General features: G+C 70.4%; 15 protein-coding genes. 5 read left to right on the plus strand and 10 right to left on the minus strand.

Annotated elements, in window-relative coordinates:
* The first annotated feature begins 181 nt into the window (after positions 1-181).
* The 3 genes from AB0F29_RS27070 (at position 182) to AB0F29_RS27080 (ending at position 2771) form a co-directional block, all read left to right on the plus strand.
* Complete coding sequence (locus tag AB0F29_RS27070; RefSeq protein WP_361876921.1) at positions 182-982, plus strand: DUF4097 family beta strand repeat-containing protein; 801 nt, start codon at positions 182-184, stop codon at positions 980-982.
* A 221-nt stretch (positions 983-1203) separates the two neighbouring features.
* Positions 1204-2499 (plus strand): hypothetical protein, encoded by a 1296-nt coding sequence (locus AB0F29_RS27075; RefSeq protein ID WP_361877261.1) that lies wholly within the window; start codon positions 1204-1206, stop codon positions 2497-2499.
* A gap of 53 nt (positions 2500-2552) precedes the next feature.
* A complete protein-coding gene (locus tag AB0F29_RS27080; RefSeq protein WP_265601894.1) occupies positions 2553-2771 on the plus strand; it encodes a zinc ribbon domain-containing protein in 219 nt (72 codons plus the stop codon).
* 70 nt (positions 2772-2841) lie between these two features.
* Here the strand turns inward: AB0F29_RS27080 and AB0F29_RS27085 are convergent, their stop codons facing one another.
* The 4 genes from AB0F29_RS27085 to AB0F29_RS27100 all read right to left on the minus strand — a co-directional run bounded on the left by AB0F29_RS27085 (position 2842) and on the right by AB0F29_RS27100 (position 8260).
* Positions 2842-3501, minus strand: coding sequence for an O-methyltransferase (locus AB0F29_RS27085; RefSeq protein WP_361876924.1), 660 nt, complete (start codon positions 3499-3501; stop codon positions 2842-2844).
* A gap of 46 nt (positions 3502-3547) precedes the next feature.
* The gene (locus AB0F29_RS27090; protein ID WP_361877264.1) at positions 3548-4369 is read right to left on the minus strand and encodes an HAD family hydrolase; all 822 of its coding nucleotides are present in this window, start codon (positions 4367-4369) and stop codon (positions 3548-3550) included.
* Positions 4370-4473: 104 nt separating this feature from the next.
* Positions 4474-7020, minus strand: a complete 2547-nt coding sequence (locus tag AB0F29_RS27095; RefSeq protein ID WP_361876927.1) for a phosphoribosyltransferase — start codon at positions 7018-7020, stop codon at positions 4474-4476.
* Between the two features lie 10 nt (positions 7021-7030).
* Positions 7031-8260, minus strand: a complete 1230-nt coding sequence (locus AB0F29_RS27100) for an HpcH/HpaI aldolase/citrate lyase family protein (protein WP_361876930.1) — start codon at positions 8258-8260, stop codon at positions 7031-7033.
* 221 nt (positions 8261-8481) lie between these two features.
* Here AB0F29_RS27100 and AB0F29_RS27105 point away from each other — a divergent pair, with 221 nt between their 5' ends.
* Complete coding sequence (locus tag AB0F29_RS27105; protein ID WP_361876933.1) at positions 8482-9369, plus strand: TerD family protein; 888 nt, start codon at positions 8482-8484, stop codon at positions 9367-9369.
* Between the two features lie 146 nt (positions 9370-9515).
* Here the strand turns inward: AB0F29_RS27105 and AB0F29_RS27110 are convergent, their stop codons facing one another.
* From AB0F29_RS27110 to AB0F29_RS27135, 6 genes are all read right to left on the minus strand, one after another.
* Positions 9516-10250, minus strand: coding sequence for a tellurium resistance protein TerA (locus AB0F29_RS27110; RefSeq protein WP_018958305.1), 735 nt, complete (start codon positions 10248-10250; stop codon positions 9516-9518).
* Between the two features lie 129 nt (positions 10251-10379).
* Entirely contained in the window at positions 10380-11531 is a 1152-nt protein-coding gene (locus AB0F29_RS27115) for a DUF475 domain-containing protein (protein WP_361876937.1), read from the minus strand.
* A 134-nt stretch (positions 11532-11665) separates the two neighbouring features.
* Entirely contained in the window at positions 11666-12241 is a 576-nt protein-coding gene (locus AB0F29_RS27120) for a TerD family protein (protein WP_018958307.1), read from the minus strand.
* Positions 12242-12429: 188 nt separating this feature from the next.
* The gene (locus AB0F29_RS27125; protein WP_003969402.1) at positions 12430-13005 is read right to left on the minus strand and encodes a TerD family protein; all 576 of its coding nucleotides are present in this window, start codon (positions 13003-13005) and stop codon (positions 12430-12432) included.
* Between the two features lie 138 nt (positions 13006-13143).
* Complete coding sequence (locus AB0F29_RS27130) at positions 13144-13602, minus strand: peroxiredoxin (protein ID WP_003969401.1); 459 nt, start codon at positions 13600-13602, stop codon at positions 13144-13146.
* Between the two features lie 244 nt (positions 13603-13846).
* On the minus strand, positions 13847-14284 hold the full coding sequence (locus AB0F29_RS27135; protein WP_361876942.1) for a DUF3052 domain-containing protein: 438 nt from the start codon (positions 14282-14284) through the stop codon (positions 13847-13849).
* A gap of 497 nt (positions 14285-14781) precedes the next feature.
* On the opposite strand from AB0F29_RS27135, the gene aceE reads away from it, so the two are divergent.
* On the plus strand, positions 14782-17514 hold the full coding sequence (gene aceE / locus AB0F29_RS27140; protein ID WP_361876945.1) for a pyruvate dehydrogenase (acetyl-transferring), homodimeric type: 2733 nt from the start codon (positions 14782-14784) through the stop codon (positions 17512-17514).
* The last annotated feature ends 46 nt before the right edge of the window (positions 17515-17560 follow it).

Genomic DNA, 17560 nt, shown 5'->3' on the forward strand with positions numbered 1-17560 from the left:
CCTCCACCGGCCCGGGTCCCGGGCCGGTGGAGGCGCGGGGGGCGGTGCGGGGGATAACCCCACCAAGAGACGGTAGCCGTCCGGATCCCGCCGGGGGGCGTCGGCGCATACGGTTTGAGTGCACCGGCGGCGACGTCCGGTGCGGCACCGTCCGGCAGCACGCACTGGGGGAACGATCACCGTGGACATCGTCAAGAGCGCAGCGACCCGCACGCTCCGTGGAGCGCCGGGGCGGGCCCTCGCCCTGGGGGGCGGGGTCGCGTTGCTGATCCTGGCTCTCACCGGGTGCGGGAGTACGGACGTCGACGGCGCCCCCGTGGAGCGCAAGACGTTCGTGCTGGAGGGGAAGACCCTGACCATCGACTCCGAGAACGCGACCGTGGACCTCGTGCCGGCCGACGTGGAGCAGGTCGAGGTGGAGCGGCAGGTCGACGGGTGGGTGGTACTGGGCAGCGGGCCCGACCCCGTCTGGAGCATGGAGGGCGACACCCTCACGCTCCGCGTGAAGTGTGACGCGCTGATCAACAACTGCGAGGCCCGGCACCGGGTGAAGGTGCCGCGCGGGGTCGGTGTGACGGCCTCGTCGGACAACGGGACGATCAGCGCCACCGGCTTCGACCGCGCGCTGGACCTCTCGTCGGACAACGGGGAGATCAACGTCCGGGAGGCTCGTGGCGCTCTCAAGCTGAAGAGCGACAACGGGGAGATCCAGGCGGACCGGATATCCGCCTCCTCCGTGGTCGCCCGCGCCGACAACGGGGAGATCCGGCTGGGCTTCAGCTCCGTGCCCGACCTCGTGGACACCGTGAGCGACAACGGGGGCATCACCATCGACCTGCCGCCGGGCGGCCAGAAGTACGCGGTGAACGCTTCCGCGGACAACGGGGACGTCTCGATCGGGGTGCCGCGCGGCGACGACAGCGCGCATGTGGTGAAGGCACGCAGCGACAACGGCCAAGTCACTGTGCGAAGCGCGAACTAACCGACCCGTGTGTTCGTCCTTACCTGGTGGGAGAATGTACCGGGCAGGGCGAATCGGCACGGGAGAGGGATGTGACGGCGACACACGCGCGGCCGGAGGCAGGAGCGGGTGGGAGTTCCGCCGTCCAGAGTGGTCAGGGCCTGCCGGGGCAGCACGCCCCCGGGAGGTCGCTGAGGCCGCGCGAGCGGGGCCGTTCCGGCGGCCGGGATGTCCTGGCGCTGATGCTCCTGCCCGTGCCCCTCGTGCTCGCCGCGCTGCCCGCCGCCTTCGCCGGTGGCGGCACGCGCCGGTGGTTCGGCGGGCGCGGGGAGAACGAGCGGGCCGAGGCACAGGCCGCGAAGGACGCCGCCGCCGAGGCGTTCTACGAGCTGGACAGCGCCCAGCGTGATCTCAGGATCTCCATCGAGACCATCAACGCCGTGGACAGCTCCTCGCGCGGCCGCAAGGCATCCGAGGACTTCGCCGCGCTCGGCCGGCGCATCGACGAGGTCAGTCACACCTACATCACCGCCGTCGACAGCCATGACCTGGACCGGGACGATCTGGAACCCGCCGTCGCCTCCCGGGCCCGCACCGAGCTGACCCGGGCCAAGGACGACCTCGTACGGGTCAAGGGCGAGCTGGATCGTTTCACCCAGGGGCTCGGGCCTCTGCTGGGCAGCGCGGAGACGCAGCTCGCCCGGCTCGCCCCGGCCGTCGAGCGGGCCCGGCAGGCGCTCCTGGGAGCGAGCAACGCCCTCGACAGGGCCCGGGCCTCGGGGCTGCGGGCCGATGAGCTGGCCGCCCGGCTCGCCGCGCTCGCCCCGGAGCTGACCAAGCTGAACCAGGGCGCGGGAACGCACGGCGTCCCGGAGACCCTCCAGCGGGCCGACGCGGTACTGCGCGATGCCGAGGCCGTGCGCATCGAGGCGGAGCGGCTGCCCGAGCGGGCCGCCGAGATCGACCGCAGGCTCGTCTCGCTGCGGACCCGCGCCCAGGCCCTGACGACACGGGCGGGCTCGGTGGAGCCGGTGCTCAGCGAGTTGCGGCGGCGTTTCTCGGCCGCCTGCTGGCAGGACCTCCAGCCCGTCCCGGAGCAGGCAGCCGTCAACGTCCGGCAGGCCGAGGACAAGCTCGCGGAGGCGGCGAAGGCGCGCGACGAGCAGCGCTGGGCGGACGCCACGTCCCGGCTGTCCACGGTCCGCGCCCTCCTCAACGCCACGGACGAGGCGGTCTCCGCCGCCGGGGACCGGTTGCGGCAGTTGAACGCCGTGGCGAAGGACCCGCAGCAGGAGATCGAGCGGACCCGGTTCGCGGTGCGGGACGCCCAGCGCCTCGCCATGGCAGGCCGGCACACGCCCGACCCCCGGCACGCCCGGCCCCTGGACGACTCCGTGGCCCGGCTGGAACGCGCCATCGCCGGCCTGGAGGGGCGCCACCCCGACTACTGGCACTTCCTGACCGAGACCGAGGCCGTGCGGCAGACCGCCGCCCGGGTCGTCTCCGACATCCGCGAGGAACGCGGCACCGGGACCTGAGGCGACCGCCGGGGGGCGTAGCCCTCCGGCCGCGATGGCTCTAGCCTGAGCCCATGCCTCGCTATGAATTCCGCTGCCGCACCTGCGGAGACACCTTCGAAGTCAGCCGTCCCATGGCCCGGTCCTCGGACCCCGCCTCCTGCCCCGCAGGCCACGACGACACCGTCAAGCTGCTCTCCACCGTGGCCGTGGGCGGTGCAGCCGGGTCCGCTCCCGCGCCCTCCGGCGGCGGTGGGGGCGGGGGCTGCTGCGGGGGCGGGTGCTGCGGCTGAACCCGGCCGGACACCCTTGGGCCCCCGCGACGGCCGGGGGCCTCACTCCTTGCGGGACAGCTTCAGGCCGTCACTTCTTGCGGGACAGCGTCAGGCCGTCCGAGACGGTCAGCAGGACGCTGTCCATCCGGTCGTCGGCGCTCACGTGGTCGTTGAACTCCTTGATCGCCGCCGTCGGACCGGTCGCCCCCGGGTCCGTGACCCCGCCGTGGAAGAGCACGTTGTCCGTGGCGATGACCCCGCCCGGCCGCATCCGGGGTACCAGCTCCTCCCAGTACGCGATGTATCCGCCCTTGTCCGCGTCCAGGTAGGCGAAGTCGATGTGCGGCTCGGCGGGCATCGCGCGCAGGGTGTCCAGGGCCGGGGCGATGCGCAGGTCGATCCGGTCAGCGACACCCGCCTTCGCCCAGGCCTCACGGCCGTACGCCGTCCACTCCTCGGAGATGTCGCAGGCGATCAGCGTGCCGTCGGCGGGCAGCGCCTGGGCCATCGCCAGGGCGCTGAAGCCGGTGAACGTGCCGACCTCCACCACATGCCGGGCGCCGAGCAGCCGGACGAGGAAGGCGAGCAGCGGGGCCTGTTCCTCGGCCGACTGCATGGCCGCGTGGTCGGGGAACCGTGCGTACGTGGTGTCGACCAGTTCCCGCTGGACCGGGTCCAGCGGCGGGTTGTGGGCCAGCATGTACGCGTACAGCTCGTCGGTGATCGTGGTGTCGTTGCCCTTGGTCATGCACCCAGCCTCGCGCAACGCGCGCCCTCACGCAGCGGATATCGACTCAGACAGCCGCAGCCGCCAGGAACCGGCGCAGGATCTCCTCGCCCGCCGCCCCTCCCCGCTCCTCCAGGGCCACCACGTGCGGGGCCCGCCAGCCCTCGTCGGCCAGTTCGCCGTGGCCGGGGCGCCAGCCGAGGTCGGCGGCGAGCAGCAGGTCCGCGTCGAGGAGGGAGTCCCCGGCGGCGAGCGTGCGCGTGGCGCCGGTGCGGCGGGCGACCTCGTGCATGGCGGCGCTCTTGGTGAGCGGTGCCGGGACCGCGTAGATCTTGCGGCCCTGGAGGGAGACCGTCCAGCCGAGCGGCCCGGCCCAGGCGGCCAGTTCCTTCACCCATTCTTCGGGCAGCAGCGAGCGTTCGACGACGAGGTAGGCGAAGAGGTTCTCGGCGACCCGTTCCTTCAGGAGCCAGGCCGGGTCGGCGGTGGTGGCGAGGTGGGCGCGGATCTCGGTGAGCGGGGCGCACTCCTCCGTGATGCGGGACTCGACCCGCTGCCGCCAGTCGCGGTCGGAGACGCCGTCGACCAGGATGTGGCCGCCGTTGGCGCAGATCGCGTACCGGGGGGCGGGGCCGGGGAGATGGATGCGCCCGTACTGCTCACGGGTGCGGGTGGTCGTCGGGACGAAGACGGTGGAGGTCGCCACCTCGGTGAGGAGGGCGGCGGCCGTCTCGGTCAGGTACGAGAGGGGCTTGTGGCCGTACACCTCCACGCACAGCAGCCGGGGGGCCTCCGCGTCCGGCATCGACAGGTCGAGCGAGGCCGCCGAGTAGATCAGCGTGCGGTCGAGGTCGCTCGCCACCAGGGTGACCGGTGAAGTCACCGCCACCGGGGCGGCCTGTGAAGTCGTCGCCGCCGGGGCGGTCGGTGAAGTCGTCGCCGCCGGCGTGACCGGTGAAGAAGCCGCCACCGGGGCGGCCTGTGAAGTCGCGCTCATGCGCCCTGCACCGCCTTGCCGTCCGCGCCCGTCGCGCCGCGCGTGAACCGGGGGTGGATCAGACCGACACAGCTGTACGGGAGGTCGTCGACCTCCTCGACCGGGACGCCGCGCTGCTCGGCGAGCAGCCGGATGTGCTCCAGGTCCGCGCCGGCGCCGCGCTTCGCGAGGATCTTCCAGGGGACCCGGCGGAGCAGGACCCGGGTGGTCTCGCCGACGCCCGGCTTGACCAGGTTGACGTCGTGGATGCCGTACTCCTCGCTGATCCGCTCGACGGCCGCCCAGCCTTCCCAGGTCGGGGCGCGGTCGGCGGCGAGAAGCTCCTTGACCTCGGCCTCGACCCGGCCCGCCACCTCGTCGAAGCGGGCGGCGATCGTGTCGAGGAAGAGTTCCGAGACGTCGGAGTCCGCCAGCTCCCGGTAGAACTTCCCGCCGTGGAAGTCGTCGGGGCCGACCAGGTCGGCGCGGAGGACCGTACGGGAGATGAGGCCGGACACCGTGGAGTTGAGGCAGGCCGAGGGGATGAGGAAGTCCTCGCGGGTGCCGTACGTCCGCACGCAGCCGCCCGGGTCGGCGAGCACCGAGATCTCCGGGTCGAAGCCGACGGGCCCGCCCGAGGACTCGAACTCGGTGATGGCCGCGGCCAGTTCGCGGGTGATCGCGCCCTTCCCCGTCCAGCCGTCGACGAACACCACGTCGGCCGGGTCGTGATGGGCGGCCAGCCAGCGCAGGGCGGTGGCGTCGATGCCGCGGCCCCGGACGATGGAGATGGCGTAGTGCGGCAGGTCCAGGCCGTGCCGGTGCTGGGCCCAGCGGCGCATCAGCACGCCGACCGGGGTTCCGGCGCGGGCGAGCGAGACGAGCACGGGGCGGGGGCCGCGTTCGGAGAGGACCGTCTCGGTGACGGTGCCGACCGCGCGGGCGATGCGCGTGGCGGAGGTCTCCAGGGCCGCGGTGAACAGCGCCTGGTAGGCGGCGCTCGGCTGGTACTCGACGGGCAGCGACTCCGCGTAGTGCGCGCCGCCGCTCTGGATCGCCTCCTCGCGCTCCTCGGTGGGCGCTTCCAGTTGGGTGTCCGAGAGGTCCTGGAGCAGCCAGCCGACGTCGTCCGGCGCGTAACTGGAGAAGTCGGGGCCTCGGAGGGGCTCGGGCAGCACGGCGGGCTCCTGCCGGTGGGGGACGGGTGCGGGGGTGTACGAGGGGACGACCGCGAGGAGTACGCGGCCGGTGTGCTCGGCGAGCCGGGCCAAAAGCCCCTCGGGGGCGTGCAGCTCGGGGGTGTCGGCGATGGAGTCGACGACGGCGACCACCGCGTCGAAGCCGGCGCCCGCCACGTTGTACGCGTACCGGTCGCCGGGGCCGTCCGCCGGGTCGTCGTGGGCCGGGAAGACGAGGCGGGTGCGTATCGCGTAGCCGGGGTCGTCGACGGCCAGGACGGGTGACCGGGTGGTGGTGGAGTAGCGGACCTCGGCGTCGGCTCCCAGCGCGGCTTCCAGGGCGGTGCCGAGGCGCAGCGGCGCGTACATCAGCTCCTCGAAGCCGAGCACCAGGATCCGGCGGGGGCGGGGGCCGTCGTGGTCGCCCAGTGTGGCCGTGATCCGGTCCGCCATGCCCGGGAGCGCCGCTTCCAGCGCCGTCCGGTGGGCGGGGGTGAAGCCGTGCCGTCCTCCGTCGGGCACGGCGGCCGGCCAGTCGAGGTCGACGCGGGTGACGGGGGCGGTGTCCGTACCTCCGGCGGCCCCCGCGGGGTCCTCCGCCCGCCCGTCCCGTGCCGCCCGGTCCGCCTGTTCCGCTTCCTGGGCCGTGACCAGGGCCTGGCCGCGTTCCAGCACGCCGTCCGGCAGGGCGACCGTGCCGGCGCTGCGCGTCACCAGGTCGACGCGGGCGCCGATCTCGGCGGCGAAGGCGGTCAGCCGGTCACGGTCGCCGGCCGAGCGCATGTCGACCAGGGCGACGATGACGTACCGCTCGCGCGGGTGCAGGGTGTGCAGCGCGCGGATGGTGTTCAGGACCGTGTTGCCGGTGGAGAACTCGTCGTCGACCAGCACCAGCACGGAGGCGTCGGCCCCCCTCCCGCCGCTCGCCAGCAGGTCGCGGTCCTCCGGCAGCAGCAGGTGCGAGGTGGCGTGCGAGTGGGCCTCCTCGAAGCCGCCCGCCTGCTCGACGCCCGCCACCGGCCGGCGGGTGGAGTGCAGGTACGGGGCGTCCCGCAGGCCGTCCGCGACGGCGTGGCCGAGGCCGGTGGCCGTCTCCGCGTACCCGAGGACCACCGCGCGGCGGGCCTCCTCGGCGCCGAGCAGCGCCCGTACCCGTTCACCCAGCTCGAACCCGGCCCCGTGGACGACGGAGGGCCGCTGGGGCACGTGCTTGCCCAGCACGTTGGACACCAGCAGATGCGCCCGCTTGGGGTTGCGGCGCAGGGCCAGGCCCAGCAGTTCCCGGAGTTCTCCGTCGCCTTCGAGGGCGACTCCCAGCCGCTCCGCCACCCAGCTGCCCGACCACACCACGTTTACGGTCTCTTCTCTCGTCGCGCGCTCGCTCATCGACGCGCGCTCAGTTCGTCAGTCCGGCGGCCAGCAGGTCCACGAAGCCGACGTCTTCCCTCGCCACCCCGAAGACCTCGGCCCGCTGGAGTGTGCGCTCGGCCCAGGCCCGGTGGGGCTTCACTTCGTTCATCTTGTTCGTGTACGCCGAGCGCAGCACCCCGCCGCCCTCGCGCTCCGGGCTCAGGATGTCCTGGGCGTCGGTGTACTCCTCGTGGCTGACCACGGACAGCGCGTGGACCGGCGCCACGTGCGAGGGGTGGATACAGGTCTTGCCGAGCAGGCCGTTGGCACGGTCGAGCTCGATCTCCCGGAGCAGTCCGTCGAGGTCGTGCTCGATGAGGGCCGTGCGCAGTTCCTCGGCCCGGCCCTCCAGGAAGGGGCTGCGGCGCAGCTGGGGCTTGAACATGCGCTCCTGGCGGCGGAAGTACTCCCAGACGGGTCCGGAGATCGTGAAGCCGGTGCCGTCGGCCCGGCCGAGCACGTTGACCACGTCGGCGATCACGGAGGCGACGATATGGACGTCGTACGCCGTCATGTCGGGCGCGCGGCGCAGTCCGTAGGCCGAGCAGAAGTCGGTGACGCCGAGCCGCAGGGCGAGAACGCGGTGCCGGTGCTTCTCGACGCTGCGGGCGATGCCCTGGAGGATTTCGCCGCGTGTCTCCAGATGGAGCAACTCGGGGGATTCGAGGACCGGCATCGCGAAGAGCCGTCGCCCGCACTCCGACTCGGCCTCGTCGAGCGCCTCCAGGAACTGCCGGCCCCGCTCTTCGGTGAATTTGGGAAGTACGAAACCGGACAACATCCGGACCGAGTCGCCGAGGCGCCGCACCAGGTCGGTGATCTGAGCCGGTTCCCGTACCCGGATGAAGAGCAGGGGCACATCGGCGTCCGTGGCCTCGCGCGGGTCCCGCGGGGCGGTTACCGAAGCCGTGGGCTGGGCGCCCGCTGCCGCGTCGCGGGCGGCCAGCTCGGCGAACTGCCTGATCAGATTGGCTTCGGCACCGGTGACCTCGGCATCGTCGATGGAGTCCTCCAGGCACAGCACCATGGAGACGACTCCGCGCGCGGCCTGCTTGAGCACGTCGTCGGCGAGCGACAGCCGGGTCGCCGGGGAGTAGAGCGTGGCTCCCAGGGCGACGGAGAGCATCCGTGCCGGGGAGTCCGCGGTGAACGTGCAGGGCTCCCTGAAGAACAGACCCTCGCGGGCAGTGGGCGATATGTGCCCGAAGTGACGCATGATTTTCCCCCGAACTGCCTGACCGGCCGAACAATGTATGGCCGGTAATAGTACGTACGGACGGGTGTCAACAGTTCCCCATGTACATGAATTTCCGGTTACCCGCCTCTTGTCCAGCCCCCTGTCGCAGTATCTTCACGCCTTGCCCACACTGCCGACGAGCACGGTCGTGCCGCCCCCCGCATTGTCCGCACGGGCCCCCAGCAGGCAGGATGACCGTCATGACGCACACGATGCTGAAGGGCTCGAACGTCCCCGTCGATGCCGCGGCCGTCCGGGCCGTGCTGCGCTGGACCCCGGGCGCCGGGGTCCCCGACGTGGACGCCTCCGCCCTGCTCCTCGGGGCGTCCGGCAGGGTGCGGTCCGATGAGGACTTCGTCTTCTACAACCAGCCCCGGCACCCCTCCGGCCTGGTCCGGCGGCTGCCGAAGCGCAGTGTCCCGGAAGGGCTGACGGACACGGTCGAGGCGGACCTCGGGGCGCTCGACGCGTCGGTCGACCAGGTGGTCATCGCGGCCTCCTCCGACGGGGCCGCCTTCGAGCAGGTCCTGGACCTGCGGATACTCCTCTTCGACGCCGCGTTCGCCGAGGGCGAGCCCCTGGCGGTGTTCGATGTCCGGCCGGAGACCGGGGAGGAGACGGCGATCATCTGCGGCGAGCTGTACCGCCGCGGCGAGGGGTGGAAGTTCCGCGCGGTCGGCCAGGGTTATCCCACCGGCCTGATCGGCCTGGCCACCGCCTTCGGCATCTCGGTGGACGAGTCGGAGGCCGTGAACGGGGCGCAGGCGGTGAACGAGGCGCAGGACCCGGTCGCTCCGGTGGCACCGGGGCCCCTCCCGGCCGCCGTGCCCCCGCCGCCGGCCGTGCCGCCCGGGCCCGGGCCGGACTCCCAGGCCACGGTCCAGCACCAGCAGCCCTCCTACGGCTATCCGCCGCCGGTCGCGCACCCCGCTGCCGCCGCCGTGGCCCATCAGCCGGCGTACGGCTATCCGCAGCCTGCCGCCGAGCCGCCCGCGTACGGCTATCCGCAGCCCGCGGCAGCCGCCGCGCACGCGCCCGACCCCCATTTCGCGCTGCCTCCACAAGGTCCGCAGTTCGTCCGGTCCTGAGCCGCCCCGGTCCGATTCCCGCGCGTACGCGCCGTTTCCCGCGTACGCCTCGTTTCCCGCGGACGCGCCGTTTCCCGCGTACGCCCCGTTCCCGCCGTACGTCCTGATTCCCGCGTACGTCCTCAGGACCTCACGGCTGCCCGGGCTCAGGTCCGGGTCTTGTAGCCGCGTCCCCATTGCATGCCGTAGCCGTACAGCCGGTCCAACTCCGACTGGAAGCCGTACACGAACTTCACTTCGCGCCGCACGATCAGCTCGTCCTTGATGTTCTCCACGGTGAACACCGCACAGGAGCGGGCCTGCGGGGCGCGCTCGTCCAGCTCGATCTCGATGCGCGGGCCGTTGCCCGGGTAGAGCGTGACCTTGGCGTGCGTCCGGTCGAACGCGGGCGTCCGGTCGTAGATGTAGACGAAGAACAGCAGCCGCTTGATCTGGTCGCGCTGGTCGAGGTTGACGTAGACCGTCTCCCCCGAGGGTGCGCCGAACCGGTCGTCGCCGCTGAGCCGGACGTAGGGCGGGCCGTTGAGGTCGCCGATCAGGCTGCCCAGCGGCTGCACGACGCCCTTGGTGCCGTCCATCAGCTCGTACATGCAGCCGAGGTCCAGGTCGACGTTGACGACGCCCTGGGTGTGCGCCTGGACCACCTCGGGCTTGAAGAGCTGGAGGGGGTGCCGCAGCATGCCGCTCTGGCGCGACCGGCCCTCGATGTCCGAGGTCCGCATCCGCCAGGACAGGTTGACCCGGAGGTTGCCCGACAGGGCGCCCTGCTTGTTGAGCGAGATCGTCGCGTTCCGTTTGGACAGCACGATCGCGCTCGACGTCGAGTTGCCCGAGTCGAACTGCGCCGCGCGCCCCGGCCACAGGCCGTCGAAGAATCCCATACCAACCCCCACCTGTTCGCGCGCCCCGGACATCGCTGCGGGGCGGCCACCGGGCCGGGTCCGGGAGATCCCGGAGAGCCGTCGCCGTGTGGGCCGCCCCGCAGAGAGCGTTCCTCAATCCTTACCGGGTCACACCCCGGAGGACACTTCGGACTTGCTTCCCGAGCCGCCGCCCCCATCGGATTCCGCGGCGAGGGCGCGGTTGCGCCTGACCGAGGACCAGAAGGAGAGGGCGATCAGGATCACGCCGACCGAGCCGGTGATGAACTCGTTGATCTGGTGCTGGATGGTGATCAGCAGGATGATCGAGAGCGCGCCGATCGCGTAGTGCGCGCCGTGCTCCAGGTAGACGTAGTCGTCGAGCGTGCCCTCGCGCACCAGGTAGACGGTGAGCGAACGGACGTACATGGCGCCGATGCCGAGGCCGAGGGCCATCAGCACGATCTCGTTGGTGATGGCGAAGGCGCCGATGACGCCGTCGAAGGAGAACGAGGCGTCCAGGACTTCCAGGTAGAGGAAGAGGAAGAACGCGGCCTTTCCGGCGAGGGCGACCCCAGTGACGGGCTTGCCCTTCTTCTTGGCCTCTTCCTCGGCCTCGTGCTCGCGCTCCTCCTCCTCTTCCAGCTTGCCCTCGAAGAATCCGGAGAGCCCGCCGACGACGAGGTAGGTGATCAGACCGGCGATGCCGGAGAGCATCACCGTGGCCGCCTTGTCGGCGTGCCCGCCACCGTGCTGGTGGGCCTGGGTCGCGAAGGTCATGGCGGTGATGAGCAGGATGATCAGCGCGACGCAGACCGACAGCATGTCGACCTTGCCGAGCTTGGAGAGCGGGCGCTCGATCCAGCGCAGCCAGTGGATGTCACGGTCCTCGTCGAAGATGAAGTCGAGGAAGATCATCAACAGGAACATGCCACCGAAGGCGGCGATCGACGGATGGGCGTCCGTGACCAGTTCCTTGTACCTGTCCGGGTCGTTGAAGGACAGGTCGATGGCCTCGATCGGCCCGAGCTGGGCGCTCACGGCCACGATCACGACGGGGAACACCAGCCGCATTCCGAAGACGGCGATGAGGATGCCGATGGTGAGGAAGATCTTCTGCCAGAAGGCATTCATCTTCTTCAGGATTCCGGCGTTGATCACCGCGTTGTCGAAGGACAGCGAAATCTCCAGGACGGACAGGATCGCGACGATGCCGAACGCCTGCCACCCCCCGTAGAAGATCGCTGCGACCAGACCGAGCGCGGTGACCGCGAACGACCAGCCGAAGGTTTTCAGAACCACTGGCTACCTCATCGTGTTGGTAAAAGGGTCTCCCCCGGTGCGGCGGGGCTCCCCCGACGCCTGGGGCCTTTCGTTTGGATCATGCCGGGCCAGCGGGGTCCGGCATGATCCAAACGAAAGGCCCGAGCGCGGGGTTATGAAACGTTGACGCCGAAGTCTAGAGCGATGCCGCGCAGGCCGGACGCGTACCCCTGGCCAACCGCACGGAACTTCCACTCGCCGTTGTACCGATAGAGCTCGCCGAAGATCATCGCGGTCTCCGTCGAGGCGTCCTCGCTGAGGTCGTAGCGGGCCAGTTCCTGGCCGTCGGCCTGGTTGACCACACGGATGAAAGCGTTGCTGACCTGGCCGAACGCCTGGCCCCGGTTGTCCGCGTCATGGATCGAGACCGGGAAGACGATCTTGTCGCAGTGGGCGGGAACCTGGTCGAGACGGACGATGACGGACTCGTCGTCGCCGTCGCCCTCCCCGGTGAGGTTGTCACCGGTGTGCTCGACGGAGCCCTCGGGGCTCGTGAGGTTGTTGTAGAAGATGAACCACTCGTCACCGAGCACGCGGCCCGACTGGCACAGCAGAGCGCTGGCGTCGAGGTCGAAGGCGGCTCCTGTGGTGGAGCGTGCGTCCCAGCCGAGCCCGACCAGCACCTGGGTGAGGTTGGGTGCGACCTTGGAGAGGGAGACATTGCCTCCCTTGGCGAGCGTGACGCCCATGTGTGTCCTCCCCGAGTCGTGTAAAACGCTGCCGGGCGCTTTCGACGCCCGGGGCCGGGCGTCGAAAGCGCCCGGTCGGGGGGCGTCCGGCGCATGGGGCCGGCCACCCCCCGGCCCTGTCGTCGGACTCCCGCCCGCCCCGCGGGCGACGACGGGAGTCCGACGACAGGACCTGGGGCCCAGCGACGTCAGACGTTGACGCCGAAGTCCTGGGCGATGCCGCGCAGGCCGGAGGCGTACCCCTGGCCGATGGCGCGGAACTTCCACTCGGCGCCGTTGCGGTAGAGCTCGCCGAAGACCATGGCGGTCTCCGTCGAGGCGTCCTCGCTCAGGTCGTAGCGGGCGAGCTCGGTGTTGTCGGCCTGGTTGACCACGCGGATGTACGCGTTGCGGACCTGGCCGAAGCTCTGCTGGCGGCTCTCCGCCTCGTAGATCGAGACCGGGAAGACGATCTTGTCCACGTCGGCCGGCACACCGGCCAGGTTCACCTTGATGACCTCGTCGTCGCCCTCGCCCTCACCGGTGAGGTTGTCACCGGTGTGCTCGACGGAGCCGTCGGGGCTCTTCAGGTTGTTGAAGAAGACGAAATTGCCGTCGGCGGCGACCTTGCCCTCGGCGTTCGCCAGCAGCGCGCTGGCGTCGAGGTCGAAGTCACCGCCGGTGGTGGTGCGGGCGTCCCAGCCCAGACCGACGATGACCGCGGTCAGGTTGGGCGCGGCCTTGGTCAGCGAGACGTTGCCGCCCTTGCTGAGGCTGACTCCCACGAGTCCTCCAGTAGTTTTCTCAGGGGCCGGCGGACGCCGTCTTCCCCGTCGTTCATTGGCATCGGATCAACGAGTGGATCCTAGTGACCGGTTCCCGGCCAAAACAGGCTTTTGACCAGGCGTCGCCAGGAGATCGTCTCAGAGCGCTTCGAGCGCCTTGACGTAGTCGTTCAGGTCACGGGCGTCCGGGAGGCCGTTCACGACGCTCCAGCGGACGACGCCCGCCTTGTCGATGACGAAGGTGCCGCGCACCGCGCAGCCCTTGTCCTCGTCGAAGACGCCGTACGCCCGCGAGGTCTCCCCGTGCGGCCAGAAGTCGGACAGCAGCGGGTACTCCAGGCCTTCCTGCTCGGCGAAGACGCGCAGCGTGTGGATGGAGTCGTTGGAGACGGCGAGGAGCTGCGTGCCCTCGTTCTCGAAGCGGGGCAGCTCGTCGCGGAGCGCGCACAGCTCGCCGGTGCAGACGCCGGTGAAGGCGAACGGGTAGAACACCAGCACCACGTTCTTCTCACCGCGGAACTCCGACAGCCGCACGGTCCGGCCGTGGTTGTCCTTGAGCTGGAAGTCCGGGGCCTGACTGCCGACCTCGATCGTCATGGAACACGTATCCCTTCGCCGCTTCTCCGCATCCCGGGCCGGGTCCGTCCGGGTGACACCCACCCTACGCAGGCGCCCCGGGCCGGTCCCGGAGGGGCCGTGGGCCGGTCCTGGAGGGGGCCGTGGGCCGGTCCTGGAGTGGGCCGTGGGCCGCGCTCCTGGAGTGGGCCGTGCCGCGGACGCACGAAGGCCCCCACAGGCGCGGCGTGCGCCCGTGGGGGCCCCGGATGGTGCGAAACGTGGTTCAGCGCTTGGACTTGGCCCCCTTGGGGGTGACCAGACGGCTGCCCGTCCAGTCCTTGCCCGCGCTGATGCTCTTGGTCTGGGCGAGACCGGCTGTCTGGGCAGCCTCATTGATGTCGCTCGGTTCGACGTATCCGTCACGGCCGGTCTTCGGCGTCATCAGCCAGACCGTGCCGCCGTCCTCGATCAGACCAATGGCATCCACCAGCGCGTCCGTAAGGTCGCCGTCCTCGTCGCGGAACCAGAGCAGGACGACGTCTGCGACGTCGTCGTACTCCTCGTCGACGAGTTCCTGGCCGGTAGTGGCCTCAATGCCCTCACGGAGCTCCAGCTCGACGTCGTCGTCGTAGCCGATCTCCTGGACCACTTGTCCGGGCTCGAACCCCAGGCGTGCTGCCGGGTTGGTTCGCTCCTCCGCGTGGTCCGCGGTCGCGCTCACGGGTTGCCTCCTGATCATGTCTTCGGAAAATGCTGCAGCCACGCGCGTGCGCGGGGCGTTGGCCGTAGTCCACACGGGCTCGGCGAATCGCGCAAGTACCCAGCGTGCGAGACCGCCTATACGGTGACGTTCCCTGCCACGTCGCCGCAAGTTCAGGCACGTCTCTCCGGCGGCTTCCCGGGGCCTCCCCGGGTCGCTCCATCCGTTTACGTCCTTCCTCAGCTTATGCGGTTTCGATCCGCCAATCGGAGTCGAACAGCCTTTGGGAACACTTGGACGCCTTGGGCGTAAGGTTGCGGTTTGCCCGTACCCAGCCGCGTACTGCCCACACTCGTGCCCCGTCGACGCGTTTCGGAACCTCGGGGTTACCCCACGGTAGAGATGACGTTCGGGCCCTCGCGGTAGCACCATGGAGGCGGCGCACCCAGAGTTGTCCCCGAGGGCGTGTTCCCGCGGAGCAGGCCCCGTCGAGCACCACCGAACAGCGAAGGAACAGTGTGGCTTCCGGATCCGATCGCAACCCGATCATCATTGGCGGCCTTCCGAGCCAGGTCCCGGATTTTGATCCTGAGGAGACCCGGGAATGGCTCGACTCCCTCGACGCCGCCGTCGACGAGCGCGGCCGTGAGCGGGCCCGCTATCTGATGCTCCGGCTCATCGAGCGCGCGCGGGAGAAGCGCGTCGCGGTGCCGGAGATGCGCAGCACTGACTACGTGAACACGATCGCCACGAAGGACGAGCCGTTCTTCCCCGGCGACGAGGAGATCGAACGCAAGATCCTCAACGCGACCCGCTGGAACGCCGCGGTGATGGTCTCGCGGGCCCAGCGTCCCGGGATCGGCGTCGGCGGCCACATCGCCACGTTCGCTTCCTCCGCCTCGCTGTACGACGTGGGCTTCAACCACTTCTTCCGGGGCAAGGACCAGGGCGACGGCGGCGACCAGATCTTCTTCCAGGGACACGCGTCCCCGGGGATCTACGCCCGCGCGTTCCTGCTGGACCGGCTGAGCGAGGCGCAGCTCGACGGGTTCCGCCAGGAGAAGTCGAAGGCCCCGAACGGGCTGTCCAGCTATCCGCACCCGCGGCTGATGCCGGACTTCTGGGAGTTCCCGACCGTCTCGATGGGCCTCGGCCCGCTCGGCGCGATCTACCAGGCGCGGATGAACCGCTACATGGAGGCGCGCGGCATCGCCGACACCTCCAAGTCGCACGTGTGGGCCTATCTGGGCGACGGCGAGATGGACGAGCCGGAGTCCCTGGGCCAGCTGTCCATCGCGGCCCGTGAGAATCTGGACAACCTGACCTTCGTGGTCAACTGCAACCTCCAGCGCCTCGACGGCCCGGTGCGCGGCAACGGGAAGATCATCCAGGAGCTGGAGTCGCAGTTCCGGGGCGCCGGCTGGAACGTCATCAAGCTGGTCTGGGACCGTTCCTGGGACCCGCTGCTGGCGCAGGACCGCACGGGCATCCTGGTCAACAGGCTGAACACCACGCCGGACGGCCAGTTCCAGACGTACGCCACCGAGACCGGTGAGTACATCCGCGACCACTTCTTCGGCGACGACCCGCGGCTGCGGGACATGGTCAAGGACATGACCGACCAGCAGATCCTGCACCTGGGCCGCGGCGGCCACGACCACCGCAAGGTCTACGCGGCCTACGCGGCGGCCAAGGCGCACAAGGGCCAGCCGACGGTGATCCTGGCGCAGACGGTCAAGGGCTGGACGCTGGGGCCGAACTTCGAGGGCCGCAACGCGACCCACCAGATGAAGAAGCTCACGGTCGAGGACCTCAAGCGCTTCCGGGACCGGCTGCACATCCCGATCACGGACAAGCAGCTGGACGAGGGGTACCCGCCCTACTACCACCCGGGTCGCGACTCGGAGGAGATCCAGTACATGCACGACCGCCGCCAGGGTCTGGGCGGTTACGTCCCGACCCGTGTGGTGCGTGCGAAGCCGCTTCCGCAGCCCGAGGACAAGACGTACGCGGCTGCGAAGAAGGGTTCGGGTACGCAGTCGATCGCCACCACCATGGCGTTCGTCCGTGTCCTGAAGGACCTCATGCGGGACAAGGAGATCGGCAAGCGTTTCGTGCTGATCGCTCCCGATGAGTACCGCACCTTCGGCATGGACGCGTTCTTCCCGAGTGCGAAGATCTACAACCCGCTCGGCCAGCAGTACGAGGCGGTCGACCGCGATCTGCTGCTCGCGTACAAGGAGTCCCCGACGGGGCAGATGCTGCACGACGGCATCTCCGAGGCGGGCTGCACGGCCTCGCTGATCGCCGCCGGTTCGGCGTACGCCACGCACGGCGAGCCGCTGATCCCGGTGTACGTCTTCTACTCGATGTTCGGGTTCCAGCGCACCGGCGACCAGTTCTGGCAGATGGCCGACCAGCTCGCGCGCGGTTTCGTGCTCGGCGCGACCGCCGGCCGCACCACGCTGACCGGCGAGGGCCTCCAGCACGCGGACGGCCACTCGCAGCTGCTCGCCTCGACGAACCCGGGCTGTGTCGCGTACGACCCGGCGTACGGGTTCGAGATCGCGCACATCATGAAGGACGGGCTGCGCCGGATGTACGGCGAGGCGAACGAGGACGTCTTCTACTACCTCACCGTCTACAACGAGCCGATCCAGCACCCGGCCGAGCCGGAGGACGTGGATGTCGAGGGCATCCTCAAGGGCATCCACCGCTTCTCCACCGGTGAGAAGGGCGAGATCCCGGCCCAGATCATGGCGTCCGGTGTGGCGGTCCCCTGGGCCCTGGAGGCACAGAAGATCCTCGCGGACGAGTGGAACGTCAGGGCGGACGTCTGGTCGGCGACCTCCTGGAACGAGCTGCGCCGCGAGGCGGTGGACGTGGAGCGCTACAACCTCCTGCATCCGGAGGAGGAGCAGCGCGTCCCGTACGTGACGAGGAAGCTCGAAGCGGCCCAGGGCCCGTTCGTGGCGGTCTCGGACTGGATGCGTTCGGTTCCGGACCAGATCGCGCGCTGGGTGCCGGGCGCCTACCAGTCGCTGGGCGCGGACGGCTTCGGCTTCGCGGACACCCGGGGTGCGGCCCGCCGGTTCTTCCACATCGACGCGCAGTCGATCGTGCTGGCGGTCCTCACCGAGCTGGCCAAGGAGGGCAAGGTCGACCGGTCGGCCCTGAAGACGGCTGTGGACCGCTACGAGCTCCTGGACGTGGCCGCGGCCGATCCGGGCGCGGCGGGCGGCGACGCGTAGGCAGGGACGGTCGGGAGGGGCGGTGGCGCCGGCGCGCCGCCGCCCT

It is taken from the genome of Streptomyces sp. NPDC026589 (assembly GCF_040638385.1).
Taxonomy (GTDB): domain Bacteria; phylum Actinomycetota; class Actinomycetes; order Streptomycetales; family Streptomycetaceae; genus Streptomyces.